The organism is Pseudomonas sp. GW821-FHT02C04 (assembly GCF_059421845.1).
Map to the genome: position 1 here is coordinate 78,968 of NZ_JBWKVT010000006.1, position 23,330 is coordinate 102,297.

The window sequence follows — 23,330 nt, forward strand, 5'->3', positions numbered from 1 at the left end:
AACACTCATGGAATCCAGAGCCCTGCGCATTGCCCTGATCGGTGACTACGACCCGCAAGTCACCGCCCATCAAGCCATCCCCGTCGCCCTCGGGCTGGCGGCGGAACATACCGGTCATCCCGTGAATTTCGAGTGGCTGGCCACGGACCGGATTCACCTCGATACACCGCTCGACAGTTTCGACGGTTTCTGGTGCGTCCCGGCCAGCCCTTACAAGAGTGAAGCTGGTGCACTGCGGGCCATTCGTTTTGCCCGCGAACAGCAGCGCCCGTTCCTCGGCACCTGCGGCGGTTTTCAACATGCCGTGCTGGAGTTTTCCCGCCACGTACTGGGCTGGGACGATGCGGAGCATGGCGAAACCTCGCCCGATTCCAGCCGCGCGGTGCTCACGCCGCTGACCTGCTCGCTGGTGGAAGCGGTGGACAGCATCCATCTGGTGCCCGGTTCGTTGATCGCCAAGGCGTACGAAACGTCCGAGATTCGCGAAGGTTATCGCTGCCGTTTTGGTGTGAATCCGCAGTTCGAACGCGAATTGCTGACCCATGACCTGCACGCCGTGGGCCACGATTCGGCAGGCGATCTGCGCGCCATCGAACTGAAAAACCATGTGTTCTTTGTCGCGACCTTGTTCCAGCCGGAACGTGCAGCGCTCAAAGGGCAATTGCCGCCGCTGGTGCGGGCGTTTGTCGAAGCCTGCGCGGAGCAACGGGCATGATCGCCGAAACGCCAGTAGCGCCGTACTACGCGGTGATCTTCACCTCGACCCGTACCGAAGGTGATCAGGGATATGCCGAAGCTGCCGAGCGCATGGTTGTACTGGCGCGCGAGCAACCGGGATTTCTCGGCGTGGAGTCGGCCCGAGGGGCGGATGGTCTCGGGATCACGACATCCTATTGGAACAGTGAAGCGGCGATTCTGGCGTGGAAACACCATCCCGAGCACCAGGCGATTCGCGAGCGCGGACGTTCGACCTGGTACTCGGCATGTCATACGCGGGTGTGCAAAGTGGAGCGCGATTATCGATTCGGATAGTCAGCCCTTCACCAGACTGCGCACCGCCACAATCTCCGGCACTTCCCGCTTGCTCATGTAAACCCGCAACGGTTCGGTGATGTTGATCCGGTCATCGATGTGCTGATCGAGCAGCAACTGGATCAACTCGCGCTTGAGGGTCATGGTCTGTTCGGTGGCCGGTGCCCAGACGAATTCGCTGGCGGGAATGATGCCGTCATCGGCCACGTCCATGCCGAACGAGTCTTCGCTGAAACGCACGATGTATTGGCCGGTCTTGCGATTGAGGCCGACAAAACCCTTGAGGTCGTCGGCCGCCTGGCAGATGTGTTGGGATGTGATGCGCATGGTAAACCTCACAAGAGTGATCGAAGGTTTACACGCAGGGCATTGAGGCACACCCTCTGCCGGGGTGGTTGCCGTGGCCAAGCGTACTGCAAACAAACGCACAAAAGTGCGGAAATTTTCGCTTTCAGTACGTTTATGTCGGTCTTGCGATAGCACGTTTTCGTTTGAGTTGCTAAAAGGGACATCTTCGAAAATACCTGCGAAAGGACCTCGACATGCCCGCCACGTTTACCAAAAGCGCTCTGCTGCTGAGCCTGATGCTCGGCCTCGGCCAGGCCCAGGCCGCCAGCCCGGACCTCACGGCATTGGCCGCCAGCCACGGCATTCCGCACCCGGCGGTGATCGCCCACCGTGGCGCCTCCTTCGATGCACCGGAATCCACCGCAGCCTCGTACAAACTGGCCCGGGACCTCGGCGCCGATTACCTGGAAATGGACCTGCAGCGCAGCAAGGACGGCGTGCTGTTCGCCCTGCACGACAACAACCTGCAACGCACCACCGACGTCGCCAGCAAGTTCCCGGATCGCAAGGACAGCCCGGCCAACGCCTTCACCATGGCCGAACTGAAAACCCTGGATGCCGGCAGCTGGTACAACAAGGCCTATCCGGATCGCGCGCGTCCGTCCTACGCCGGCCTGAAGATTCTGACCCTGGACGAAATCATCGACATCGCCCAGGCCAACCCGCAGCACAAACCGGGCCTGTACATCGAGACCAAGGAACCGCAACTGTTCCCCGGCATCGAGCACGACCTGAAGGAAAAACTCCAGGCTCGCGGCCTGCTGATCCCGGCCGGTGCCAAGCAGCCTAAAGACGCCACCAGCGTCGGCGCAGGCAACGGTAAAGTGATCCTGCAGACCTTCGAGAAAAACAGCCTCGAACTGCTGCAAAAGGAAATGCCGCAGGTGCCGAAGATCCTGTTGCTGTGGGTCGGTGAAGGCAGCATCGAGCCGAAATCGAACGTGTCGTTTGCCGACTCCGGCGAGAAGGACAAGAACGTTTTCTACGGCAAGCAAGAACCGAAATCCGAAGCTGAATTCAAGCAATGGATCGACTACGCCAAGGCTCAGGGCGCCATCGGCACCGGTCCTTCGGCCAAGCTGACCCACGGCGGCGATCAGAGCTATTCGGACCTCGTGCAGCCATGGATGAACAAATACACCCACGACAAAGGCATGCTGGTGCACGTCTACACCGTCGATGAGCCGGTGGACTACGAGAAAGTCATGGCTGCCGGCGTCGACGGCATCTTCACCAACCGTGCCAGCGAACTGCTGAAGTTCTACAAACGCCCGGCCGCCGCCAGTGTGGATCAGGTGTTGAAGAACAACGGTTTCTGATGCAACCGGACACCCCGTGGACAGGCCGCCTCTGGCTGGGGCACGACTATGGCCTGATCCACGGGATGTCGGGGCGCACCGCGCCCCACTCCCACTACGCTCACCAACTGATTCTTGCGCCTGACCGGCCGTTGACTGTTCTGGTCGAGGGCACACCCGTCACCACTTCCCGACTGCTGATTACGTCCCAGACTCGCCATGCGATTGTCGAAGCACCGGACCCCGTGTTCACCGTGTACGCCGAACCGTTGCGGTTTGAGGCCCAGACGTTGCGCGATGCGCTGTTCGACGTTGAGTTGTCGCTGACCGCACTGGATCACGCCATTGGCCAATGCCCACGCCGCGAGCTGAGCGATCCGCGAATCGAACGCGCCCTCGCCACCGTCGATGCCTCGCTGTCGAGCAAAGTCGCCGCCAGCGCCGTGGCCGATTCCGCCCACGTGTCCATGAGCCAGTTGCAACGGTTGTTCGTCAGCCAGGTCGGCCTGCCCGTGCGGCGACTCGTCTTGTGGCGACGATTGCGACTGGCGATGGCTTTGATACTCGCCGGCAGCCCGGTGACCGATGCCGCCCACGCTGCCGGGTTTGCTGACTCCGCTCACTTCTCCCGCAGCCTGAAAAAACTCTTCGGTGTTACCGCGCGCCAGGCATTGCAACACATCGAATTGCGTCTGCTGGACTGACTCAACGTCTCAAGCCGTCCGGCACTTTCGGTTCCTTGCCCAGCGTTGCCGGTTCGAACGGATCGAGCAATTGCGCCACATAGTCCCGTGGAAAATCCGGGCGACTGCCGATGCCCAGATCGCCCGCGCCGATCCGGTAATTCTCCGTGTAAAAACCGGTGCCCAGCAGCCAGTCCCATAGCGTGAAGAACAGTCCGAAATTGACGTCTCCGGCGCGCCCGTACTTCATGTGGTGAAACCGGTGCAGCGGCGCCCAGGCGAAGATCCAGCGCAACGGGCCGACGCGCATGTCGACGTTCGAATGCTGCAGCAACAGTTGGATCGCAATGGCGAACGCCAGCAACACCGCCACCTCGGACGGAATGCCCAGTACCAGCAGCGGCAACAATCCTGCCGTCGCCTCCAGCAGTTGATGCAGCGGATGTTTCATCAAACCGTTGAAACCGTAGAGCCGCTCGACGCTGTGATGAATCGCGTGCAGCCGCCACATCCACGGCACGCGATGGCTGGCGTAATGCATCAGGCTCACGCAGGCATCGGCGATAAAGATCGCCAGGCCGACCTGCAGCCACAGCGGCCAGTTCAACGGCCATGCCCCGTCAATCGCCAGCAGAGCCACTAGCCCCGGCAACGCCAGCAGGCCGATGGCGTTCAGCGCTTCGTTGATCAACGCGTGGAGCATGTCCCGACGACGATCGCCGGCCGGGCGGTTCCAGTTCACTTCATAGGGCAGCAGCCATTCGGCCGCGAACGACACCGCCAATGCCATAGCAAACAGCGGCACCAACCACAGTAGCGAATGCCCCGCCAAGCCTATCCCGCCGCCAATAAATCCCCCCCAGAACAACGGCGCATACAACCACGAAAAGATGTGTTTCATGTCCACCTCCATTAATCGAAGGCTGAGCATGAAAGTTGCCCGCGAACGGCGATTGAACAAACGGCGCAAACACCCACGGCGTTTTTTAAGGGTGAATTAAGTTGCGGTGGCTAACCTGAACTCACTTGAACGAATCACCCAAAGGAATAACCGATGAAAACCTTGACTGCCCTGTTTACCGCTGCTGCCCTGACCCTCACCGCTGGCCTGGCCCAGGCTGACGTTCGCGTCGATCAGATCCCTGAGCTGGTCAAGTCCGGCAAGATCAAGCCACTGGAAGAGCTGAACAAGATTGCCCTGGCCCTGCACCCGGGCGCGACCATCGTCGACACCGACCTGGACAACCACTTCAATGGCTATGAGTACGAAGTCGAGCTGCGTACTGCCGATGGCAAGGAATGGGACGTGGATCTGGATGCGGCGACCGGCAAGGTCCTGAGCAACAAGCAAGATCACTGATTGCCCCACACGACAAAGCCGCACGATTTTCGGATCGCGCGGCTTTTTTGTGTCCGACAGTTATGCCGAGGTACTGACCAGCGAACCCGACGTACTCGAATCAGATTGCTGCAACGCCGCCAACAACGCCGCCGTCGCCGTCTGCAACGAAGCCGAAGTCGTAGCAATCTGCGATTGCGCAGCCGCAACATCCGCCGCCTTGGCATCCTGACTTTCCTGCTTCGCCTGAGCCGCTTGCAGCGCCTGTTGCTGTTCCTGCAATTGCTTTTGCAGCTCGGCGATCTGCTTGCGCAGCTCTTTCACCGTATCCGATTCATCGCTGCTGGAGCTGCTGTCACCCGACGGTGCAGCGCCGCCGCCCGCTGCCACTTTGCTGGTGTCGGCCTTCACACCGGTACTGGCCGCCGCCGTGGTCGAGGTGTCATCGCCCGTGTCGGCAATCGATGTTTTGCTGGTAGGCGTGGTGACGGTCTGATTGATGGAAACAGACGTGATGCTGACCATGGGAATTCTCCAATGACGGTTATGAATAACCGGCCATCGGCGGCGGTCTGCACGAATTGAGATCGACTGTGTACCGACTCGGTAACCGGGCCGGTACACAGTCACTGGCGGGTCAGACGCTCAGGCGAGCGGTGACGTCGTTCAGTTGGCCGGAGAGGCCGTGCAGGTTCTGGCTGGCGCTTTCGGTGCGCTGCACGTTGTCGAGGTTGGTGCTGGCAATCGAGGTGATCTCGGTCAGGTTGCGCGAGATGTCTTCGGCCACCGAGGTCTGCTCTTCAGCCGCTGTGGCGATCTGACGGTTCATGTCGCGAATCGCTTCCACCGCGTGGGTGATGCGCTCCAGCATGGCACCGGCCTGGGTCACTTGCTCGACGCTTTCATCGCTGCGGGTCTGGCCGCTGTCGATCGCGTGGGCCGCATCCACCGCGCCGGTCTGTACGCTCTGGATGATCTGGTTGATCTCGATGATCGACTCCGCCGTACGCTGCGCGAGGTTGCGCACCTCATCGGCGACCACCGCAAAACCACGCCCCGCTTCACCGGCACGAGCCGCTTCGATGGCGGCGTTGAGCGCCAGCAGGTTGGTCTGTTCCGCGATCCCGCGAATCACTTCCAGCACCTTGCCGATGCGACCGCTGTCGGCTTCCAGACGACGGATGACCGTGGCGGTGTTGGCGATTTCACCGCGCATCTGGGTGATGCTGTGGATGGTGCTCTGCATGACCTTTTCACCCTGCTGGGCGGACTGGTCGGCATCGTCGGCAGCACGTGCCGCGTCGGCCGCATGACGGGCGACTTCCTGGGCGGTGGCGGACATTTCGTTCATCGCCGTGGCTACCTGATCGGTGCGGTTGAACTGCTCGTTGGTGCCGCCGGCCATCACGGTAGCGATGGCGTTCAACTCGCCGCTCGCGCTGTCCAGATCCTTGGCGCTGCGCTGCAGATGGTTGAAGGTTTCGGCGAGGAAGTCGCGCAGGGTGTTGGCCGCGGCGGCCAGGTTGCCCAGCTCGTCCTGACGGTCGCTGGACACACGCTCGACCAGACGGCCCTTGCTCAGTTGGGTGACGTAGTCGATGAGTTTGCGGATCGGCTCGACCAGGTTGCGGTTGACCAGCCACAGGCTCAGCAGACCGATCAACAGACCGGACGCGAGCATCACCAGAATCCCCAGCATTACAGTGCGATCGGCGCCAGCACTGATCAGCGCCGACTGTTCGGTGCCCTGCTTGCGCAGTTCGCCCACCAGTTCGCTCATCTGGTCGCTGGCGGCGCGGTCGACGCCTTTGACGGCGGTGTCGCCCGCAGTCGGATCGGCACCGGCAGCTACGTAGGCATCGCGACCTTTCTGGTAGGCGCTGCCGAGCAGACGATGTTCTTCACGCAGACGTTCGATGCGGGTTTTCAGCGAAGGCTCAAGGCCTTTCTGATTGGCCAGCTCACCGAGGATGTTCTGCACATCGCGCTGGCGATCTTCGAACTGGCCCCAGTATTTGGCCAGGTCTGCCGGTTGTTTGCCGCGCAGCAGGACGTTTTTCCACTCCTGCACCTGCACCTTGAATTGCAGGTTGGCTTCGTCGATCAGTTGCGACGTGTGCAAGGGGCCGGCGATCAACTGGCTGTAGTTCTGCACGCCGTTGGACAGGAAATGAAAGCAGGCCAGCGCGATCAACAGCATCGCCAACAGACTGCCGCTCAGCAGGGCGAGAATTTGCGCTCTCAGGGATTTTTGCAACATCGCAGGTACTCATGACAGGGATGAGGCACGTCCGGTAAGACGTGAATTGTGGCCGGACATCCGTGTCGGCGAACCTTGGCTCTTGGCCGAAGGCGCGCAACCTAACTCATGCGTGATCGGCGTGCCAGAGGGCTTCTTGAGAAAAATCCGACCGCCGGTAAGGCATTGATTCTGGCGTCATTTAGCTGTCACCAAAACGTCATACTGCATTGCAATGATGCGGCTCAGGTGAATCTGCAAATCCCGCGACAGACGCCCTCCTCCCAGCGAGACTTCATGAACCACAGCCTCGATATCAGCCATCGCGATCCAGACCTGTTCGGCTTGCTCTACGGTTTTCGTTTTCGTCCCGGCGAGCGTGGTCGCGAAGTCGACTCGGCGACTGCTTTGCGCTGCCTGCAAGACGACAACGATGGCGATGAGTTTCTCTGGCTGCACCTGAACCTGGCGCACGCCGCTTGCGAGCGCTGGATGAAAAGTCATCTGCAATTACCCGAAGAGTTTTTCGAAGCGCTGCATGAAGGCTCGCGCTCGACCCGTATCGAGCATGTCGATTCGGCGTTGCTGGCGGTGGTCAACGACGTGGTGTTCAACCTCAGCAGCATGGTGTCGTCGGACGTGTCGACGCTGTGGGTCTGCGTGCGCAGCAAACTGATCGTCAGTGCGCGCCTGCAACCGCTGCACTCGGTGGACAAGCTGCGTTCGTCGGTGAAGGCCGGCGAGTGCTTTCGCTCGCCGTCGGAACTGCTCGTGCACCTGCTGCGCGACCAGGGCGAAGTACTGACCCAGATCGTGCGCAAGACCAGCATGAGCGTCGATCAGGTCGAGGACGAATTACTCTCCTCGCGACTGTCGACCAACCGCGCCGAACTCGGTGCCAACCGTCGGGTGCTGGTGCGCCTGCAACGGCTGCTGGCGCTGGAGCCGGGTTCGCTGCTGCGCCTGCTCAACAGGCCGCCGCCCTGGTTGCAGAAAGAAGACGTGAAGGAGCTGCGCAAGTCCACCGAGGAGTTCGCGCTGATCATCAACGACCTCACGGCCCTCGGCGAGCGGATCAAGCTGTTGCAGGAAGAGATCGCCGCCAACCTCAACGAGCAGAGCAACCGCACGCTGTTCACCCTGACCGTGGTGACGGTGCTGGCGCTGCCGATCAACATCATTGCCGGTTTCTTCGGCATGAACGTCGGCGGTGTGCCGCTGGCGACTGATCCGGAAGGGTTCTGGATTCTGGTGGCGCTGGTGGTGACGTTTACCGTGATCGCCGGGCGCTGGGCGTTTCGCAAGCGCGGGGATTACTGATCCACCTGTGGTGAGGGAGCTTGCTCCCGCTCGGCTGCACAGCAGTCGCAGAGCTCTTGGGGGCGGGTTGCCTTAAAGATTGCGATAAACGGCTCGGGGGCGCTTCGCGCCCCAGCGGGAGCAAGCTCCCTCGCCACAGTGCATCCGTATCAATGTCGGGCTAATCCGCCAAACACTGACCTGCCGCAGTCTCTCTGTAATATTTAGCAACGATCATGGGCGACACTCCTTCCCCGCTCAGGATTGTCCTCCCATGGCTACTCCCTCCCTGACCGCCAGCCCGGCCTCCGCCCCCAGCGGCAGGCCGGCGCTCGATAAAAAAACCGGCCCCTTCACTTACGTGGTGTTCTTCGCCGTACTGGCCATGGGGATGCTGTTCACCGCCTACAGCCTGATGCACGACATGCACGAGCTCGGCACGGTGGTCACCACCTGGACCCCGTTCCTGCTGCTCGGCGTGGCGCTGTTGATTGCGTTGGGCTTTGAGTTCGTCAACGGTTTCCACGACACCGCCAACGCCGTGGCCACGGTGATCTACACCCACTCGCTGCCGCCGAATGTGGCCGTGGTGTGGTCGGGTTTCTTCAACTTCCTCGGGGTACTGCTTTCGAGCGGCGCGGTGGCGTTCGGCATCATCGCCCTGCTGCCGGTCGAGCTGATTCTGCAAGTCGGCTCGTCCGCCGGTTTCGCGATGATCTTCGCCCTGCTGATCGCCGCGATTCTGTGGAACCTCGGCACCTGGTGGCTGGGCCTGCCGGCCTCGTCGTCGCATACGCTGATCGGTTCGATCATCGGCGTTGGCGTGGCGAATGCCCTGATGCACGGTCGCGATGGCACCAGCGGTGTGGACTGGGCCCAGGCGACCAAGATCGGTTACGCACTGCTGCTGTCGCCGCTGGTGGGTTTCGGTTGTGCGGCGCTGTTACTGCTGGCGCTGCGCGCGTTCGTGAAAAACCGTTCGCTGTACAAGGCGCCCGAAGGCAACACACCGCCGCCGTGGTGGATTCGCGGTCTGCTGATCCTGACCTGCACCGGCGTGTCGTTCGCCCACGGTTCCAACGACGGCCAGAAAGGCATGGGCCTGATCATGCTGATTCTGGTTGGCACCCTGCCGATGGCTTATGCGCTGAACCGCACCATGCCGGCGGATCAGGCGTTGCAGTTCGCCGCCGTGGCTGAAGTCACCCAACAGGCGCTGGTAAAAAGCGCACCGCTGCCGGCCCCGGCCGATCCGCGTCCGGTGCTCTCGGATTACGTGCGCAGCAAGCAAGCCACGCCGCAACTGGTCCCGGCCCTCGCCGCGCTGACCGGGCACATCGGTGAAGAAGTGAAAGGCTACGGTTCGCTGTCGAAAGTCCCGGCCGAAGCCATGGGCAACGTGCGTAACGACATGTACCTGGCCAGCGAAACCATTCGCCTGATGGACAAGAACAAGGTCGGCACCTTCGACGCCGACACCACCAACAAACTGCAATTGTTCAAACAGCAGATCGACAACGCCACCCGGTTCATCCCGCTGTGGGTGAAGATCGCCGTGGCGATTGCGTTGGGGCTGGGCACCATGGTCGGCTGGAAGCGGATAGTGGTCACGGTCGGCGAGAAGATCGGCAAGACGCACCTGACCTACGCCCAGGGCGCCTCGGCTGAAACCGTGGCGATGCTGACCATCGGCGCCGCCGACATGTTCGGCCTGCCGGTGTCGACCACCCATGTGTTGTCCTCGGGCGTGGCCGGGACCATGGTCGCCAACGGTGGCGGTTTGCAGATGAAGACCATCCGCAATCTGCTGATGGCGTGGGTGCTGACCTTGCCGGCAGCGATTCTGCTGTCGGGCAGCCTGTACTGGCTGTTCACCCAGATCTTCTGATCCAGCCGAATCCCTGTGAGAGCCTTTGCTCCCACAGGGATTCGGGTATGAATCAGAGCGTCGAACGAATCAAATCCCCCAGCCAATCCATGAACACCCGCACCCGCAACGGCAGATGCCGCTGCCTCGCGTACAGCAGTGAAATGCCCATCGCCGGCGCGGTGTATTGCGGCAGCACCGTCACCACCTCTCCGGTGTCCAGATAGGTGTTCATGCCGGTACGCGGCACCTGGATCAGACCGAATCCACCCAGGCACGCCGACTCGTAGGCATCGGTGCTGTTGACCGTCACGCTGCCGGCCATTGGCACGCGGTGGACCTGCCCGTCCTGCTCGTAGACAAACCCTTCCGAACGCGAACCCAGCACACCGACGTAATGCACCAGCCGATGCTGCGCCAGATCCTCAAGAGTCTGCGGCACGCCGTAGCGCTCGAGATACGCGGGGCTGGCGCAGTTGATCATGCTGAAGTCCCCAAGGTGTCGCGCCACCACCGACTGATCGGGCTGCGCGCCGATGCGCACCACGCAATCGAAACCTTCGGCAAGCAGGTCGACCCGGCGATCGGTGCTGCTGATTTCCAGCTCCAGGTTCGGATGGCGCGCCATGAATTCCGGCAACTTCGGCATGATCAACCGCCGCGACAGAATGTTCGGCATATCGACCCGAATCCGCCCGGTCAGCGACGCTTCGTCCTGACGGAACAGGTTCTCGATTTCGTCCATGTGCGACAGCAGATCCTTGCTGCGCTCATACAACGCAAGGCCGTCCTGAGTCGCCTGGACCTTGCGCGTGGTGCGTTGCAGCAGACGCGTGCCGAGCAGGCTTTCCAGCGCCTGCACCTGCTCGGACACCGTCGAGCGCGGCAGCCCCAGACTCTCCCCCGCCATCGTAAAACTCGACAATTCGCTGACCCGGACGAAGGTGCGCAGCAGTTCCAGTTTGTTCATGGGCCACCTGTTGATTGTTCGGACATACCGACCAGTGATTCCGGTTTCAGTCTGTTTATCACCTCACGGCGGATAAATAAACTGGGCCCCATCAACCGTCACTGCCCTCGAGGAAGACCCATGAATCGCAAAATCGCATTGATCACCGGTGCCAGCCGTGGCCTCGGCAAGAACGCCGCCCTGCACCTCGCTGCGCAAGGCGTGGACATCATCGGCACCTACAACAGCCGCGCCGATGAAGCGCAATCGTTGGTCGAGGAATTGAAAACACTCGGCGCCAACGCCGTGATGCTGCAACTGGATGTCGGCCGCAGCGAAGGCTTTGCCGAGTTCGCCGTGCGGGTCGGGCAAGCGCTGCAGCAGCTCGGGCAACCGCGCTTCGACTTCCTGATCAATAACGCCGGAATTGGTGTGCATGCGTCCTTCGCCGAGACCACGCCGGAGCAGTTCGACCTGCTGATGAACGTGCAGTTGAAAGGGCCGTTCTTCCTGACGCAGCAACTGCTGCCGCTGATCAACGATGGCGGGCGGATCATCAACATCTCCAGCGGTCTGGCCCGTTTCACCCTGCCGGGTTATGCCGCTTACGCTGCGATGAAAGGTGCGATGGAAGTGCTGACCCGTTATCAGGCCAAGGAGCTGGGTGCGCGGCAGATTGCCGTGAATATCCTGGCACCGGGTGCCATCGAAACCGACTTCGGCGGCGGCGCGGTGCGCGACAATTCGGCGCTGAACGCGATGGTCGCCAGCAACACCGCCCTGGGCCGTGCCGGGCAGCCGGATGACATTGGCGGCGCGTTGGCGTTGCTGCTGTCGCCGGGGGCGCAGTGGATCAACGGTCAGCGGATTGAAGCGTCGGGCGGGATGTTTCTCTAAACCTGAAAAAGTGGCGAGGGAGCTTGCTCCCGCTGGGGTGCGAAGCGCCCCCAAACCCGAGAACAGGGAAGTGTAGACAGACCACATTCTCGGGTTTTGCGACGGCTTCGCCGTCGAGCGGGAGCAAGCTCCCTCGCCACAACTGCGTTTATCCCTGGCAGACGCTGCGCATCACCAGCCGCTCGCGCACCACGTCATAACCCCAGTGATACACGTAGGTGTACGGCAGGAAGAACAGCAGCACGCCAATGTCGAGCAGGAACGCCTGCCACAGGCTGACCGACAGCCACCAGGCAATCAGCGGCACACCCATCACGATCAACCCGCCCTCGAACAGCAGCGCGTGCACCACCCGTACCCAGGCGTTGTGGGCGATGTTCCAGCGTTTGAGCAGGCGGTCGAAGAAGCCGTTGAACACCACGTTCCAGCCCAGGGCCAGCAACGCGATGGCCATGGTGACGGCGCCCATTTCGACCAGCGGTTTGCCCATGATCCACGCCAGCAATGGAGTACAGATCAGAATTGCCAGCAGTTCGAAACCGATGGCCTGGAAGATACGTTCAGTGATGGATTTGTTGGCAGTCATGGCCGAGTTCCTCTGTGAAGATGGTTGCCATGATCCAGCACCACACCGATACTTCATAACCAATAACCATCGATCAAGGCGATAGTTCATGGCCTCTCAGGAAGTGTTGCTCGCGTTTGTCCAGGCCGCCACTCAAGGCTCTTTTTCGGCAGCGGCGCGCAAACTCGGGCGCAGTCAGTCGACGGTGAGTGCGGCGGTGGCCAGTCTTGAGATCGATCTGGACTTGATCTTGTTCGACCGCAGCAGCCGCAAACCGGCCCTGACTCCGGCCGGTCACGTGATGCTGCAACGGGCCGAGGCGATTCTGTCGGCCACCAGCCGCCTGGAAATGACCGCCCGGCAATTGGCCCAGGGCGTCGAGCCGAAACTCACGGTGGCGATTTCCGATACTTATCAGTCCGACCGTTTCGAAGCCGCATTGGTGGGCTTCGAGCAGCGCTACCCGGATCTGGAGCTGGAATGCCTGATCGCCGAGTGCGATGACCTGATCGAACTGGTGCAACGCGGTCGGGCGCACCTGGCATTCGCCGAGATGCAGGACAACTACCCGCCGGACCTGGCGACCTCGACCGTCGCCGAGCGCACTGAAATCGCCCTGTTCGTCGGCCGTAATCATCCGTTGGCGACGCAGGAATCCATCGATCAAACAGTCCTTGAACAGCATCGCGAGCTGCGCCTTGCCACCATCGTCAATCCCTATGACAGTCGCGGCAAAGGCCGGGTGTGGTCGGCGCCGAGTTATCTGATGCTGCTGGAAATGGCCGAAAAAGGTTTCGGCTGGGCACCGCTGCCGCGCTGGCTGGTGGAGCGTTTCGGCAATGATTTGCTGGTTGAACTGAAGGTACGTGGCTGGCCGAAACCGGTGTTCGTCGATGCGCTGTGGTCGCGGCTGTACCCGCCGGGGCCGGCGGGGAGTTGGTTGCTGAGCAAGATGCTGGAGTGACAATTCAGGCGGCAATCGCCGGCGGCCGATTGTGCTGGAAATACTCATGCAACCCGCGCATCGCCGGCAATTCCAGCGCCTGTGCCGCATAACACAGCCCCACCCGCCGGGTCGGCGCCGGCAGGTGCAGCGCTCGCACGACGATGCGTTCATGCCCGCTCACCAGCGACTGCGGCAACATCGCCACACCGACACCCGCCGCCACCATGTGCAACGCCTGTTGCAGTGAACCGGCGTGCCCCGCCACCGCTTCCGGCGAACGTCCGTAAAGCGCCATCAAGCGTTGATGCGACGGATGTTGCGGGCAGGTGATCCAGTCCTCGATCGGCGCCCAGCCTGCCTGCGCGCTGGCCATCGGGTGATCGAGGGGTAGCGCCATCACGTAAGACTCTTCCCACAGCGGCAGAAACAGTTCGTCCTCACAGCACATTTCCTCGACTGCCAGCCGACCGTCGCCATGACAGCCTTCTTCCAGGGTCAGCAGCAGATTGGGCAACGCCTGATGGGCCATGCGCACAAAGGCTTCGATATGGCTGGCGGCGATGTCGCCCTCGATGCCGAGGGTCAGCGGCGCACGGTTTTCGCGGCCGCGAAACATCCGGCTCAGCGCCTCGGACTCGGCCACCATCCGTCGTGCCTGCGGATACAGCAGCCGCGCTTCGTCGCTGACTTCCACACCACGGGGCTGACGCAAAAACAGCGTCGCGCCGAGTTCTTCTTCCAGCTGTTTGATGGTCACCGACAACGTGGGCTGACTGATGAACAGCCGTTGCGCGGCGGCGGTGATGTTGCGCTCCTCGAACACCGCGAGGAAGGCTTTGAGATGGCGGATATCCATAGGAGATTCCGATGGCAGACAGAGGAATAAGGCATTTTTCAGCCTCCAGCGGGCTAAATATACTGCGTCACGAATCTGGTTATTTGTTTTTCTTATCTCAGGAGTTCAACCATGGGCAAGCCATTGATCATCATCACCGGCGCCAGCTCGGGCATCGGCGAAGCCACCGCACGGCGCTTGAGCGCTGCCGGTCACCCCCTGCTGTTGCTGGCGCGCCGTATCGAACGCCTCGAAGCGCTGGCACTGCCGAACACCCTCAGCCGCCGAGTCGACATCACCGACCGCGCTGCTTTGCTGGCCGCAGTGGCCGAGGCCGAAGCCCAATTCGGCCCGGCCGATGCGCTGATCAACAACGCCGGGGTGATGCTGCTGGGCGAGATGAGCAAACAGGACCCGGCGCAGTGGGACCAGATGCTCGACGTCAACGTGAAGGGCCTGCTCAACGGCGTGCACGCGGTGGTCGCCGGGATGATCGAGCGCAAGCACGGCACCATCATCAACGTCAGCTCGGTGGCCGGGCGCAAGACGTTCCCGAACCATGTGGCGTATGTCGGCACCAAATTCGCGGTGCACGGGTTGTCGGAAAACCTGCGTGAAGAGCTGTCGCCGCATAACGTGCGGGTGACCACAATTGCGCCGGGTGCGGTGGAGACCGAATTGCTGAGCCACACCACGGATGAGGCGATCAAGACCGGGTATCAGGCGTGGAAACAAGATATGGGTGGCACAGTGTTGAGTGCCGAGGATGTGGCGACGGCGATTGCTTATGCGTATGGGCAGCCGCAGGGGGTTTGTATTCGCGAGATTGTGATGGCTGCTACCCGCCAACAGGCCTGACTCGGCGTTTACTAAAGGGGATTGCGCAGCGTCAGCTCGCGCAATCGTCCCTCGATAAACCGCCGCTCCGGCTCCTGCCGCGTCAACTCCAGCGCCCGCAAATAAGCCGCCCGCGCCTCTTCAACCCGCCCCAACTGCCGACAAAACTCCGCCCGCGCCGAATGCGCCAGGTGGTAATCCTGCAACTCCCCACGGTCCAGAATTCCTTCAATCAAGGTCAACCCCGCCAGCGCCCCATCACGCTTGGCCACTGCCACCGCCCGATTCAACTCGATCACCGGCGACGGCACCGCCCGCAGCAACACCTCATACAGCCCGACAATCTGTTCCCAGTCCGTCTCCCCCGCCGTCGGCGCTTCGGCATGCACCGCCGCAATCGCCGCTTGCAGGCAATACGGCCCGAAGCGTCCGGTGGTCAGCGCCCGCTCCACCAGATCGCAGCCTTCGACAATCAGCTCGGTATTCCACAATCCGCGATCCTGATCATCCAGCAGAATCAGTTCACCATCAGGCGTCGACCGCGCCGACCGCCGCGATTCGTGCAACAGCATCAACGCCAGCAACCCCATGACTTCCGGGTCCGGCAACAACTCCAGCAGCAGACGCCCCAAACGAATCGCCTCGCGGGTCAAGTCTTCGCGAGTCACATGGGCGCCGCCGGACGCCGAATAACCTTCGTTGAACACCAGATAAATCACCCGCAACACACTGTCGAGGCGCTCGGGCAATTCGCTCAGGCTCGGGACTTGATAAGGGATTTTTGCATCGCGAATCTTCGCCTTGGCGCGCACGATGCGCTGGGCAATCGCCGCCGGGGCCGAGAGAAATGCGCGGGCGATTTCCTCGGTGGTGAGATCGCAGACTTCGCGCAGGGTCAGCGGCACTTGCGCGTCCGCCGCCAGTGCCGGGTGGCAGCAAGTGAAGATCAGGCGCAAGCGATCGTCTTCCACGTCTTCAACGTCCCATTCGGACTGTTCCAGCTCTTCCAGTTGCGCCAGCAACAAGGGCTGCGACGCCTTGAACCGTGCGCGGCGACGCAACACGTCAATCGCCTTGAAACGCCCGGTGGATACCAGCCAAGCCCGTGGATTGTCCGGCACACCGTCGCGCTGCCAGCGCTCGACCGCGATGAAGAACGCCTCGTGCAAGGCTTCTTCGGCGAGGTCGAAATCACCGAGCAGGCGGATCAGGGTCGCGAGGATCCGCCGCGAGTCTTCGCGGTAGACCTGCGCGACCCGGGCCGCGACCTCAGACATTCAACTGGCGCACGGGACGCACTTCGACACTGCCGACCCGGGCCGCCGGAATGTTGCCGGCGACCTGAATCGCTTCGTTGAGGTCCCGCGCGTCGATCAGGTAGAAACCGGCCAATTGCTCCTTGGTCTCGGCGAACGGGCCATCGGTGATCGACAACTTGCCGTTGCGCATGCGCACCGTGGTGGCGGTTTGCACCGACTCCAGCGCTTCGGCGGCGACCATCCGGCCGCTGCCCTGGATCGACTCGGCGTAGGCCCAGCATTCGGCGTCTTCCGGGCTGTCGGGCGACGAATGCAGCAGGCGCTCATCGCTGTAGACCAGGCATAAATACTTCATGGCGTTCTCCTGAATCGGACGGATCAACTATGGCTGAAGATCAGGGTTTCGCATCGAACAGGGTCGAGCCAGTCATCGGATCGAACGGCGCCGACCAGTGCTCGTGGGCGATTTTCCACGCCCCACCGACCAGCCGATAGCAGGCGGTGGCGCGCATCCAGCAACTCTGGGTTTCGCCTTGTTCATTGGTGCCGCCGCAATTGGCCACCCAGTGGGCGAAGGCGATGTTGTCCCCGGTCTCGATGGTGATTTCGTGGAATTCGAAGATGTGTGGGCCGGGGCACATTTCCATGCAGGCCACCCAGTGGGCGCGGTAGGCCTCCTTGCCCTTGAATTGCAGGGCCTTGATCGCATCGAACGAGAGGATGTCGTCGGCGTACAGGGTCATGACCCTTTTCACATCCTTGGTCATGACGGCCTGACGATAGGTGTCGATGATGGCTTGAATCTGCGCTTGCGTGCTCATGGGGTTCTCCGTGGTTTTTGTTGTGAAGACACCCTTTGTCGTTCGGCGACTGGCCGGATCGACAGCTGAAACAAAAAAATTCCAGAGAACGCAAAATCGCTAGAATCCGAGGCTCATCTTTGTAGGAAAAAGGAAATTCCCGTGTCAGCCCGACTCGTGCCTTACGAAAGCCTGAACGCCACCCAACGCCAACAGGTCGAGGCCATTGAAATCCACGCCGAGCAGATCAAATTCTCCGGCGACATCCACGGCGCCCTGCACACCCTGCTGTCGAAACCCGGCCCCGGCGTGAAAGGTTTTGCGTTGCTGGCCGAGGAAGTGCCGGTGGCCTTCCTGCTGCTCAAGCGCCCGCCGGTGTTGCCGGAATGGGCCGATGAGCACAGCGCAACCTTGCATGCGTTGCAGGTCGATCACCGGGCCCAGGGCAAGGGTTATGGCAAGGCTTGCCTGCTGGCGCTGCCGGACGTTGCGCGCCAGGCCTGGCCGGAAATCAAAGGGCTGGAACTGTCGGTGGACGCTGACAACGATGCTGCGATTGCGCTGTATGCCAAGTACGGTTTCGTCGACAGCGGCGAAGCGTACAAGGGGCGCATTGGTTACGAGCGGCGCATGGGCCTGTTCTTTTAATCGTCGAGGGAGCAACGATGATCGATTCAATCGAAGCACTGGAAGCTATTTACGGATTGCCTCACGAACGAGCGGTACGCAAGCAGATCGGCTTTCTCAACGAGGACTATCAGGCGATGGTCCGGGTTTCGCCGCTGGTGATCGTCAGCTCGGTCGGTGCCGACGGCATCGACGGTTCTCCGCGCGGCGATGCGCCGGGGTTTGTGCGGATTATCGACGAGCGCACCCTGGCTTTGCCGGATCGCCCGGGCAACAACCGCATCGATACACTGCGCAACGTGCTGCACGATCCGCGGGTGTCGCTGCTGTTCATCATTCCGGGGATTGGCGAAACGTTGCGGGTCAACGGTACGGCAACCATCAGTGCTGATCCGGAGTTGCTGGAGAGCTTTGCGGTCAACGGCAAACCGGCGCGCACGGTGTTGCTGGTGACGGTGGAGGCGGCGTTCTTTCATTGCTCGAAAGCGTTTGTGCGTTCGGATGCGTGGAATCCGCAAACTCATCTACCGCGCTCGGCGCTGCCGACGGCGGGTGCGTTTCACAAGCGCCTGAACGAAGGTCAGTTCGATGCCGAGGCCTACGACCGTGAGGCCCCGGCGCGGGTGCGTGAAACGCTCTACTGAAGTCTTTAGAGGGTCAGGATCATCTCGTGCCACGCCATCCCGCCGTGGTCGGACTCTGATGGCTTGATGTAGGTAAAACCGAATCCGGCGTACAGCGGGATGTGCCGATCCTTGCACATCAGGTGAATCGTCGCTTTGCCCTGAGCGCGCATGCGCTCGATGAATTCGCCCAGCAGACGCTTGGCCAGGCCCAGGCCTTGATAGTCCGGATGCACCACCACCGACATGATCACCACGTTCGGCCCCGCCGGATCGTGGCCGATCAGTTCCTTGAACGCCTCGTCGGACATCTGCACCTCGAACGCCGCGCCGGAGTTGATGAACCCAGCCACCTGCCCGTCCACTTCGGCGACGATGAAACCGTCCGGCCAGGTGGCAATGCGCGTAGCGATCTTCTCGCGGGTCGCGGCTTCGTCGCCCTCGTAGGCGAGGGTTTCGATGGCGTAGCAGCGGTCGAGGTCGGCGGCGGTGACGTGGCGAATGACGGTGTTCATGGCAGCTCGAAATCAGTGGAAACAGGGCCGCCAAGGATAAAGGAATAAGGTGTTCATATCGATCTGCACGGGGGGCGTAAAGCCTGCGTATAAGCGCTTTTCTTCGGATTCGGGACGGTCTATTCCTGAACACTGTCTCTGATCACCCGAAGGGGAACAGTTTATGAGCAGCATGGAAATCGGTTTGTTGATGGTGTTGGGTATCAGCTTTTTCGGCTTCATCACCCTGGGCATCGACCTGTTGCGGGCACGACGGATCAAGGGCAAGTAAGGCTTGATCGGCAGCGCGAAACAGGTTCGCGCTGCCGGTTGCCAATCAGGTTTTCTTTTCGACCGGGACGCAGATTTCCAGCTTGCCGGTATTGGTTTTCGGATTGAAATCGGCGCTGTAGCGTTCCAGCTCCGGGGCGTTGAGGCCCTTGTATTCAGATGCCGGCAGCCAGGTTTTGTAGATGTACTCGATGGTCTGCGGCAGAAGATCCAGCGAACCCTTGTGTTCGAATACCGCGTACTGGCGCGGGAGGATTTCGATCCACGGATACTTTTCCTGCGGGAAGTCATCCAGCTTGCGGATTTCGACCCCGGCCATGTAATCGAAACCGCCGTTGCCGTCGAAATTGCTGCAGACGCCGTAGGTCACTTCGCCCTTCTGCCCCGGAATATTTCCGATGTGCGGGATCAGTTTTTCCCACAGCGCGGGGATGTCCTGGACGGTCTCTTTGGTGAAACGATCGCGAAAACCTGCAATCAGCAGGAAGTGTCCATGTTCGAAGCGAGGTTCAGCCACTTCGACGCGTTTTTGCTCATCCATGACTCGACTCCTTGGAACGAAAAAAGTGGGTTCGGCTGGGAGTATAGAAGCCAAACCCGATTCGCACATTTACAGCGTGTGCAGGGCCTCGACGGCACCGGAACCGACGAATTCGTTATAACCGGATACGATCACGTAGACCGCGAAATAGCAGAAGATCGCCGCCGATGCCATGTAGGAATAGCGCAGCAGTTTGTCACCCAGCAGTTTGCCGCCATGGCTCGCCGCAAAGCACAGACCCGCCGACCACAACAGCCCGGCACACAGGAAGCCGCCGAGGAACAGCGCCGAACTCAGAGGACCGCCGCCACCGGAACGGGCGATCAACGTGCCACCCACCGCCGCGAACCAGAGGATGGCGCTCGGCGACGACATGGCGAGAAAAATCCCACGGAAGAATTCCTTGCGATGGGAGTTCTGGCCGACCTCCGCCGTCTCCGCCAGCAGCGCTTCGTGGTGGATCGCCGAATAGATCATCTTCGCCGCGAAGTAGATCAACAGCGCCGAACCGCCGATCCACAACACCCAGCGCACGGTTTCGTATTGCAGCAAAACGGTCATTCCGGCCAGGGCAAGAACGGCGTAGATCAAGTCGCCGACGCAGGTGCCGAGGCCCAGCGCGAAGCCCTGAAAATAGCCGCGCTGCATGGCCAGGGTAATCATCGCGATGTTGGCCACGCCGATGTCCAGGCACAGCGAAAGGCTCAGCAAGAAGCCGCTGGTGAATTCCATTAACCGTTTTCCTTGGGAAAAAATTGTTGTCGTGCACGCTGGACAGTCTGCCATCGCTGCCCTTATCTTCCGCCACAGGTCACCGCAGTGACCAGCGTCGCTCGGACGGTTCCGGGCGCTTACGTTATCCGAGGCAACAATGGCTGAACAAGGTTCGCCGCGCCGCTTTGCGCGCATAGATCGACTCCCCCCTTACGTTTTCAACATCACTGCCGAGCTGAAGATGGCCGCCCGACGTCGTGGCGAAGACATCATCGACTTGAGCATGGGCAACCCCGACGGCGCCACGCCGCCGCACATCGTTGAAAAACTGGTGCAGGTTGCACAACGCGAAGACACCCACGGTTACTCCACGTCCAAGGGCATTCCGCGCCTGCGTCGGGCGATTTCCAACTGGTACAAGGAACGCTACGAGGTCGATATCGACCCGGAAAGCGAAGCCATCGTCACCATCGGTTCCAAGGAAGGCCTGGCGCACCTGATGCTGGCGACCCTGGATCAGGGCGACACCGTGCTGGTGCCGAACCCGAGCTACCCGATTCACATCTACGGTGCCGTGATTGCCGGCGCCCAGGTACGGTCGGTGCCACTGGTGCCGGGCGTGGACTTCTTCGATGAGCTGGAACGGGCGATTCGTGGCTCGATCCCGAAACCGAAGATGATGATTCTGGGCTTCCCGTCCAACCCTACCGCGCAGTGCGTGGAACTGGATTTCTTCGAACGGGTGATCGCCCTCGCCAAACAGTACGACGTGCTGGTGGTGCACGACCTGGCCTACGCCGACATCGTCTACGACGGCTGGAAAGCCCCGTCGATCATGCAGGTGCCGGGCGCCAAGGACATCGCGGTGGAGTTTTTCACCCTGTCCAAGAGCTACAACATGGCGGGCTGGCGCATCGGTTTCATGGTCGGCAACCCGGAACTGGTCAACGCCCTGGCGCGGATCAAGAGCTACCACGACTACGGCACTTTCACCCCGCTACAGGTGGCCGCGATTGCTGCGCTGGAAGGCGATCAGCAATGCGTACGCGACATCGCCGAGCAATATCGCCAGCGTCGCAACGTGCTGGTCAAAGGCCTGCATGAACTGGGCTGGATGGTCGAAAACCCGAAAGCCTCGATGTACGTCTGGGCGAAGATTCCCGACGCCTACGCGCACCTCGGCTCGCTGGAATTCGCCAAGAAGCTGCTGGCCGAAGCCAAGGTCTGCGTTTCGCCGGGCGTCGGCTTTGGTGAGTACGGCGACGATCACGTGCGCTTCGCGCTGATCGAGAACCAGGACCGGATTCGTCAGGCCGTACGCGGGATTCGCGGGATGTTCCGGGCGGATGGCCTGGTCACCAAGTAACTCGCGAATGTCGCCCACAAAAAAACCGCATCGCTGCGGTTTTTTTGTGTCTCGCGTTCGAGGTTAAACGAACAGCGACAGCAGCAGGATAAAGCCCAGCGCAACCACCGACAGGATGGTTTCCATTGCGGTCCAGGTCTTGAAGGTTTCCGCCACGGTCATGTTGAAGTACTGCTTCACCAGCCAGAAACCGGCGTCGTTGACGTGGGACAGGATCAAGGAACCGGCACCGGTGGCCAGCACCAGCAGCTCACGGTTCACGCCCGGGATCATCCCCACTACCGGCACCACAATGCCCGCGCCAGTGATGGTCGCCACGGTGGCCGAACCGGTCGCGATACGGATCACCGCTGCCACCAGCCACGCCAGCAGGATCGGCGAGATCTGTGCGCTGACCGCCATGTGGCCGATCACGTCGCCCACACCGCTGGTCACCAGCATCTGCTTGAAGCCACCACCGGCACCGATGATCAGGATGATCGCGGCGGTTGGCGCCAGGCTGGCGTCGAGCCATTTGAGCATCTGCTGAGAACCGATGCCCTGCTTGGCGCCGAAGGTGTACAGCGACAGCAGCAACGCCAGCAGCAGCGCCGAGATCGGGTGACCGATCATGTCCATCCAGGTGCGGAAGAAATGACCGTCCGGCAGCGCCACGTCGGCGAAGGTTTTCAGCAGCATCAGGAACACCGGCAACAGCACGGTGACCAGGGTGATGCCGAAACTTGGCAGTTTGGCCGAATCGGTTTCACGGGCCAGTTGATCGACCAGTTCCTGGTTCGGATGACCCGGGATGTGCTTGGCGATGAACGTACCGAAGATCGGGCCGGCAATGATGGCGGTCGGCAGCGCGACGATCAGACCGTAGAGAATGGTCTTGCCGATGTCGGCACCGAACACGCCGATGGCCAGCAGCGGGCCCGGGTGCGGCGGCACCAGACCGTGCACGGCAGACAGGCCGGCGAGCAGCGGGATACCGATCTTGATGATCGACACGCCGGTGCGGCGAGCGACGATGAACACCAGCGGAATCAGCAGCACGAAGCCAATTTCGAAGAACAGCGGAATGCCCACCAGGAACGCGGCGAACATCATTGCCCACTGCACGCGCTCTTTGCCGAACGCGCGAATCAGGGTCTGGGCGATCTGATCGGCACCGCCGGATTCGGCCATCATTTTGCCGAGCATGGTGCCCAGCGCGAGGATGATGCCGACGAAACCGAGCACGCCACCAAAACCGTCCTGGAACGCCTTGATGATGGTGCCGATCGGCATGCCGGACGTCAGGCCGAGGAACGCGGCGGCGATGGTCAGGGCAATGAAGGGATGGAGCTTGAACTTGGTGATCAGGACGATAAGCCCGATCACCGTGACCACTGCATCAAGCAGCAGGTAGGCGTCATGGGACATGCCAAACATTGGGGGTGTCTCCTGGTTTGTTGTTGTTATTAAAGCGGGTTAATCAGAAGTCGAAAGGACAGCGC

Annotated in this window: 27 protein-coding genes and 1 pseudogene; 13 read left to right on the plus strand and 15 right to left on the minus strand. The window is 61.3% G+C overall.

What is annotated here, in order from left to right; all coding sequences use genetic code 11:
- Window positions 1-7: 7 nt before the first annotated feature.
- Window positions 8-715: a CTP synthase C-terminal region-related (seleno)protein gene (locus AC07VV_RS21145; protein ID WP_495037386.1), complete on the plus strand. Its 708-nt coding sequence runs from the start codon at window positions 8-10 to the stop codon at window positions 713-715.
- Window positions 712-1,032 (plus strand): antibiotic biosynthesis monooxygenase family protein, encoded by a 321-nt coding sequence (locus AC07VV_RS21150; protein ID WP_495037387.1) that lies wholly within the window; start codon window positions 712-714, stop codon window positions 1,030-1,032. The genes AC07VV_RS21145 and AC07VV_RS21150 overlap by 4 nt, the downstream gene beginning before the upstream one ends.
- On the opposite strand, the gene AC07VV_RS21155 is transcribed toward AC07VV_RS21150, so the two are convergent.
- The gene (locus tag AC07VV_RS21155) at window positions 1,033-1,359 is read right to left on the minus strand and encodes a DUF2025 family protein (protein ID WP_495037388.1); all 327 of its coding nucleotides are present in this window, start codon (window positions 1,357-1,359) and stop codon (window positions 1,033-1,035) included.
- Window positions 1,360-1,574: 215 nt separating this feature from the next.
- Here AC07VV_RS21155 and AC07VV_RS21160 point away from each other — a divergent pair, with 215 nt between their 5' ends.
- The gene (locus AC07VV_RS21160; RefSeq protein ID WP_495037389.1) at window positions 1,575-2,699 is read left to right on the plus strand and encodes a glycerophosphodiester phosphodiesterase; all 1,125 of its coding nucleotides are present in this window, start codon (window positions 1,575-1,577) and stop codon (window positions 2,697-2,699) included.
- Window positions 2,699-3,382 carry a helix-turn-helix transcriptional regulator gene (locus tag AC07VV_RS21165; RefSeq protein WP_495037390.1) on the plus strand — a complete coding sequence of 228 codons (684 nt, stop codon included), beginning with the start codon at window positions 2,699-2,701 and terminating at the stop codon, window positions 3,380-3,382. The genes AC07VV_RS21160 and AC07VV_RS21165 overlap by 1 nt, the downstream gene beginning before the upstream one ends.
- Window position 3,383: 1 nt before the next feature.
- Here AC07VV_RS21165 and AC07VV_RS21170 read toward each other — a convergent pair whose 3' ends face one another.
- Window positions 3,384-4,262 carry a sterol desaturase family protein gene (locus tag AC07VV_RS21170; protein ID WP_495037391.1) on the minus strand — a complete coding sequence of 293 codons (879 nt, stop codon included), beginning with the start codon at window positions 4,260-4,262 and terminating at the stop codon, window positions 3,384-3,386.
- Window positions 4,263-4,415: 153 nt separating this feature from the next.
- Between AC07VV_RS21170 and AC07VV_RS21175 the strand changes: the two genes are divergently transcribed.
- The gene (locus AC07VV_RS21175; RefSeq protein ID WP_065259299.1) at window positions 4,416-4,721 is read left to right on the plus strand and encodes a PepSY domain-containing protein; all 306 of its coding nucleotides are present in this window, start codon (window positions 4,416-4,418) and stop codon (window positions 4,719-4,721) included.
- 60 nt (window positions 4,722-4,781) lie between these two features.
- Here the strand turns inward: AC07VV_RS21175 and AC07VV_RS21180 are convergent, their stop codons facing one another.
- From AC07VV_RS21180 to AC07VV_RS21190, 3 genes and pseudogenes are all read right to left on the minus strand, one after another.
- Complete coding sequence (locus AC07VV_RS21180; RefSeq protein WP_096818166.1) at window positions 4,782-5,225, minus strand: hypothetical protein; 444 nt, start codon at window positions 5,223-5,225, stop codon at window positions 4,782-4,784.
- A gap of 112 nt (window positions 5,226-5,337) precedes the next feature.
- Window positions 5,338-6,105: a methyl-accepting chemotaxis protein gene (locus tag AC07VV_RS21185; protein WP_371859721.1), complete on the minus strand. Its 768-nt coding sequence runs from the start codon at window positions 6,103-6,105 to the stop codon at window positions 5,338-5,340.
- Window positions 6,106-6,270: 165 nt separating this feature from the next.
- Window positions 6,271-6,960: pseudogene (locus AC07VV_RS21190) on the minus strand (methyl-accepting chemotaxis protein); the annotation flags it as partial.
- Between the two features lie 276 nt (window positions 6,961-7,236).
- On the opposite strand from AC07VV_RS21190, the gene AC07VV_RS21195 reads away from it, so the two are divergent.
- Together AC07VV_RS21195 and AC07VV_RS21200 are read left to right on the plus strand one after the other, a co-directional pair.
- Window positions 7,237-8,259 (plus strand): transporter, encoded by a 1,023-nt coding sequence (locus AC07VV_RS21195; RefSeq protein WP_495037392.1) that lies wholly within the window; start codon window positions 7,237-7,239, stop codon window positions 8,257-8,259.
- Between the two features lie 253 nt (window positions 8,260-8,512).
- On the plus strand, window positions 8,513-10,126 hold the full coding sequence (locus tag AC07VV_RS21200) for an inorganic phosphate transporter (RefSeq protein WP_096818172.1): 1,614 nt from the start codon (window positions 8,513-8,515) through the stop codon (window positions 10,124-10,126).
- A 52-nt stretch (window positions 10,127-10,178) separates the two neighbouring features.
- Here AC07VV_RS21200 and AC07VV_RS21205 read toward each other — a convergent pair whose 3' ends face one another.
- Window positions 10,179-11,075, minus strand: coding sequence for a LysR family transcriptional regulator (locus tag AC07VV_RS21205; RefSeq protein ID WP_007951094.1), 897 nt, complete (start codon window positions 11,073-11,075; stop codon window positions 10,179-10,181).
- Between the two features lie 120 nt (window positions 11,076-11,195).
- Here AC07VV_RS21205 and AC07VV_RS21210 point away from each other — a divergent pair, with 120 nt between their 5' ends.
- Window positions 11,196-11,951: an SDR family NAD(P)-dependent oxidoreductase gene (locus AC07VV_RS21210; RefSeq protein ID WP_495037393.1), complete on the plus strand. Its 756-nt coding sequence runs from the start codon at window positions 11,196-11,198 to the stop codon at window positions 11,949-11,951.
- 148 nt (window positions 11,952-12,099) lie between these two features.
- Here the strand turns inward: AC07VV_RS21210 and AC07VV_RS21215 are convergent, their stop codons facing one another.
- On the minus strand, window positions 12,100-12,537 hold the full coding sequence (locus AC07VV_RS21215; RefSeq protein ID WP_495037394.1) for a multidrug/biocide efflux PACE transporter: 438 nt from the start codon (window positions 12,535-12,537) through the stop codon (window positions 12,100-12,102).
- An 88-nt stretch (window positions 12,538-12,625) separates the two neighbouring features.
- Here AC07VV_RS21215 and AC07VV_RS21220 point away from each other — a divergent pair, with 88 nt between their 5' ends.
- Complete coding sequence (locus AC07VV_RS21220) at window positions 12,626-13,480, plus strand: LysR family transcriptional regulator (RefSeq protein WP_273535660.1); 855 nt, start codon at window positions 12,626-12,628, stop codon at window positions 13,478-13,480.
- Between the two features lie 4 nt (window positions 13,481-13,484).
- Here the strand turns inward: AC07VV_RS21220 and AC07VV_RS21225 are convergent, their stop codons facing one another.
- Entirely contained in the window at window positions 13,485-14,318 is an 834-nt protein-coding gene (locus AC07VV_RS21225; protein WP_495037395.1) for a LysR family transcriptional regulator, read from the minus strand.
- 111 nt (window positions 14,319-14,429) lie between these two features.
- Here AC07VV_RS21225 and AC07VV_RS21230 point away from each other — a divergent pair, with 111 nt between their 5' ends.
- A complete protein-coding gene (locus AC07VV_RS21230) occupies window positions 14,430-15,155 on the plus strand; it encodes an SDR family oxidoreductase (protein WP_119427906.1) in 726 nt (241 codons plus the stop codon).
- Window positions 15,156-15,166: 11 nt separating this feature from the next.
- Here AC07VV_RS21230 and AC07VV_RS21235 read toward each other — a convergent pair whose 3' ends face one another.
- The 3 genes from AC07VV_RS21235 to AC07VV_RS21245 are packed head-to-tail and all read right to left on the minus strand — an operon-like array spanning window position 15,167 to window position 17,214.
- Window positions 15,167-16,411: an RNA polymerase sigma factor gene (locus AC07VV_RS21235; protein ID WP_495037396.1), complete on the minus strand. Its 1,245-nt coding sequence runs from the start codon at window positions 16,409-16,411 to the stop codon at window positions 15,167-15,169.
- The gene (locus AC07VV_RS21240) at window positions 16,404-16,748 is read right to left on the minus strand and encodes a YciI family protein (RefSeq protein ID WP_007951101.1); all 345 of its coding nucleotides are present in this window, start codon (window positions 16,746-16,748) and stop codon (window positions 16,404-16,406) included. The genes AC07VV_RS21235 and AC07VV_RS21240 overlap by 8 nt, the downstream gene beginning before the upstream one ends.
- Window positions 16,749-16,788: 40 nt before the next feature.
- Complete coding sequence (locus AC07VV_RS21245; RefSeq protein WP_495037397.1) at window positions 16,789-17,214, minus strand: YybH family protein; 426 nt, start codon at window positions 17,212-17,214, stop codon at window positions 16,789-16,791.
- 141 nt (window positions 17,215-17,355) lie between these two features.
- On the opposite strand from AC07VV_RS21245, the gene AC07VV_RS21250 reads away from it, so the two are divergent.
- Both AC07VV_RS21250 and AC07VV_RS21255 read left to right on the plus strand, forming a co-directional pair.
- Window positions 17,356-17,841 carry a GNAT family N-acetyltransferase gene (locus AC07VV_RS21250; protein ID WP_085683640.1) on the plus strand — a complete coding sequence of 162 codons (486 nt, stop codon included), beginning with the start codon at window positions 17,356-17,358 and terminating at the stop codon, window positions 17,839-17,841.
- Window positions 17,842-17,858: 17 nt separating this feature from the next.
- Window positions 17,859-18,464, plus strand: a complete 606-nt coding sequence (locus AC07VV_RS21255; protein WP_493065985.1) for a pyridoxamine 5'-phosphate oxidase family protein — start codon at window positions 17,859-17,861, stop codon at window positions 18,462-18,464.
- A 5-nt stretch (window positions 18,465-18,469) separates the two neighbouring features.
- On the opposite strand, the gene AC07VV_RS21260 is transcribed toward AC07VV_RS21255, so the two are convergent.
- From AC07VV_RS21260 to AC07VV_RS21270, 3 genes are all read right to left on the minus strand, one after another.
- Window positions 18,470-18,958 (minus strand): GNAT family N-acetyltransferase, encoded by a 489-nt coding sequence (locus tag AC07VV_RS21260; protein WP_495037398.1) that lies wholly within the window; start codon window positions 18,956-18,958, stop codon window positions 18,470-18,472.
- A gap of 316 nt (window positions 18,959-19,274) precedes the next feature.
- Window positions 19,275-19,769 (minus strand): GyrI-like domain-containing protein, encoded by a 495-nt coding sequence (locus tag AC07VV_RS21265; RefSeq protein ID WP_096818199.1) that lies wholly within the window; start codon window positions 19,767-19,769, stop codon window positions 19,275-19,277.
- Between the two features lie 69 nt (window positions 19,770-19,838).
- On the minus strand, window positions 19,839-20,501 hold the full coding sequence (locus AC07VV_RS21270; protein WP_096818201.1) for a LysE family translocator: 663 nt from the start codon (window positions 20,499-20,501) through the stop codon (window positions 19,839-19,841).
- 139 nt (window positions 20,502-20,640) lie between these two features.
- Between AC07VV_RS21270 and alaC the strand changes: the two genes are divergently transcribed.
- Window positions 20,641-21,849 (plus strand): alanine transaminase, encoded by a 1,209-nt coding sequence (gene alaC, locus AC07VV_RS21275; protein WP_102621307.1) that lies wholly within the window; start codon window positions 20,641-20,643, stop codon window positions 21,847-21,849.
- A 63-nt stretch (window positions 21,850-21,912) separates the two neighbouring features.
- Here the strand turns inward: alaC and AC07VV_RS21280 are convergent, their stop codons facing one another.
- Window positions 21,913-23,265, minus strand: coding sequence for a GntP family permease (locus AC07VV_RS21280; RefSeq protein WP_096818205.1), 1,353 nt, complete (start codon window positions 23,263-23,265; stop codon window positions 21,913-21,915).
- Between the last annotated feature and the right edge of the window lie 65 nt (window positions 23,266-23,330).

Coding starts and splice junctions, on each gene's coding strand:
- AC07VV_RS21175 (WP_065259299.1), top strand. CDS start 4,416: ATGAAAACCTTGACTGCCCTGTTTACCGCTGCTGCCCTGACCCTCACC.
- AC07VV_RS21260 (WP_495037398.1), bottom strand. CDS start 18,958: ATGAACACCGTCATTCGCCACGTCACCGCCGCCGACCTCGACCGCTGC.
- AC07VV_RS21160 (WP_495037389.1), top strand. CDS start 1,575: ATGCCCGCCACGTTTACCAAAAGCGCTCTGCTGCTGAGCCTGATGCTC.
- AC07VV_RS21220 (WP_273535660.1), top strand. CDS start 12,626: ATGGCCTCTCAGGAAGTGTTGCTCGCGTTTGTCCAGGCCGCCACTCAA.
- AC07VV_RS21145 (WP_495037386.1), top strand. CDS start 8: ATGGAATCCAGAGCCCTGCGCATTGCCCTGATCGGTGACTACGACCCG.
- AC07VV_RS21270 (WP_096818201.1), bottom strand. CDS start 20,501: ATGGAATTCACCAGCGGCTTCTTGCTGAGCCTTTCGCTGTGCCTGGAC.
- AC07VV_RS21210 (WP_495037393.1), top strand. CDS start 11,196: ATGAATCGCAAAATCGCATTGATCACCGGTGCCAGCCGTGGCCTCGGC.
- AC07VV_RS21180 (WP_096818166.1), bottom strand. CDS start 5,225: ATGGTCAGCATCACGTCTGTTTCCATCAATCAGACCGTCACCACGCCT.
- AC07VV_RS21230 (WP_119427906.1), top strand. CDS start 14,430: ATGGGCAAGCCATTGATCATCATCACCGGCGCCAGCTCGGGCATCGGC.
- AC07VV_RS21280 (WP_096818205.1), bottom strand. CDS start 23,265: ATGTTTGGCATGTCCCATGACGCCTACCTGCTGCTTGATGCAGTGGTC.
- AC07VV_RS21215 (WP_495037394.1), bottom strand. CDS start 12,537: ATGACTGCCAACAAATCCATCACTGAACGTATCTTCCAGGCCATCGGT.
- AC07VV_RS21255 (WP_493065985.1), top strand. CDS start 17,859: ATGATCGATTCAATCGAAGCACTGGAAGCTATTTACGGATTGCCTCAC.
- AC07VV_RS21165 (WP_495037390.1), top strand. CDS start 2,699: ATGCAACCGGACACCCCGTGGACAGGCCGCCTCTGGCTGGGGCACGAC.
- AC07VV_RS21245 (WP_495037397.1), bottom strand. CDS start 17,214: ATGAGCACGCAAGCGCAGATTCAAGCCATCATCGACACCTATCGTCAG.
- AC07VV_RS21265 (WP_096818199.1), bottom strand. CDS start 19,769: ATGGATGAGCAAAAACGCGTCGAAGTGGCTGAACCTCGCTTCGAACAT.
- alaC (WP_102621307.1), top strand. CDS start 20,641: ATGGCTGAACAAGGTTCGCCGCGCCGCTTTGCGCGCATAGATCGACTC.
- AC07VV_RS21195 (WP_495037392.1), top strand. CDS start 7,237: ATGAACCACAGCCTCGATATCAGCCATCGCGATCCAGACCTGTTCGGC.
- AC07VV_RS21155 (WP_495037388.1), bottom strand. CDS start 1,359: ATGCGCATCACATCCCAACACATCTGCCAGGCGGCCGACGACCTCAAG.
- AC07VV_RS21185 (WP_371859721.1), bottom strand. CDS start 6,105: ATGGCCGGCGGCACCAACGAGCAGTTCAACCGCACCGATCAGGTAGCC.
- AC07VV_RS21205 (WP_007951094.1), bottom strand. CDS start 11,075: ATGAACAAACTGGAACTGCTGCGCACCTTCGTCCGGGTCAGCGAATTG.
- AC07VV_RS21200 (WP_096818172.1), top strand. CDS start 8,513: ATGGCTACTCCCTCCCTGACCGCCAGCCCGGCCTCCGCCCCCAGCGGC.
- AC07VV_RS21235 (WP_495037396.1), bottom strand. CDS start 16,411: ATGTCTGAGGTCGCGGCCCGGGTCGCGCAGGTCTACCGCGAAGACTCG.
- AC07VV_RS21240 (WP_007951101.1), bottom strand. CDS start 16,748: ATGAAGTATTTATGCCTGGTCTACAGCGATGAGCGCCTGCTGCATTCG.
- AC07VV_RS21170 (WP_495037391.1), bottom strand. CDS start 4,262: ATGAAACACATCTTTTCGTGGTTGTATGCGCCGTTGTTCTGGGGGGGA.
- AC07VV_RS21225 (WP_495037395.1), bottom strand. CDS start 14,318: ATGGATATCCGCCATCTCAAAGCCTTCCTCGCGGTGTTCGAGGAGCGC.
- AC07VV_RS21150 (WP_495037387.1), top strand. CDS start 712: ATGATCGCCGAAACGCCAGTAGCGCCGTACTACGCGGTGATCTTCACC.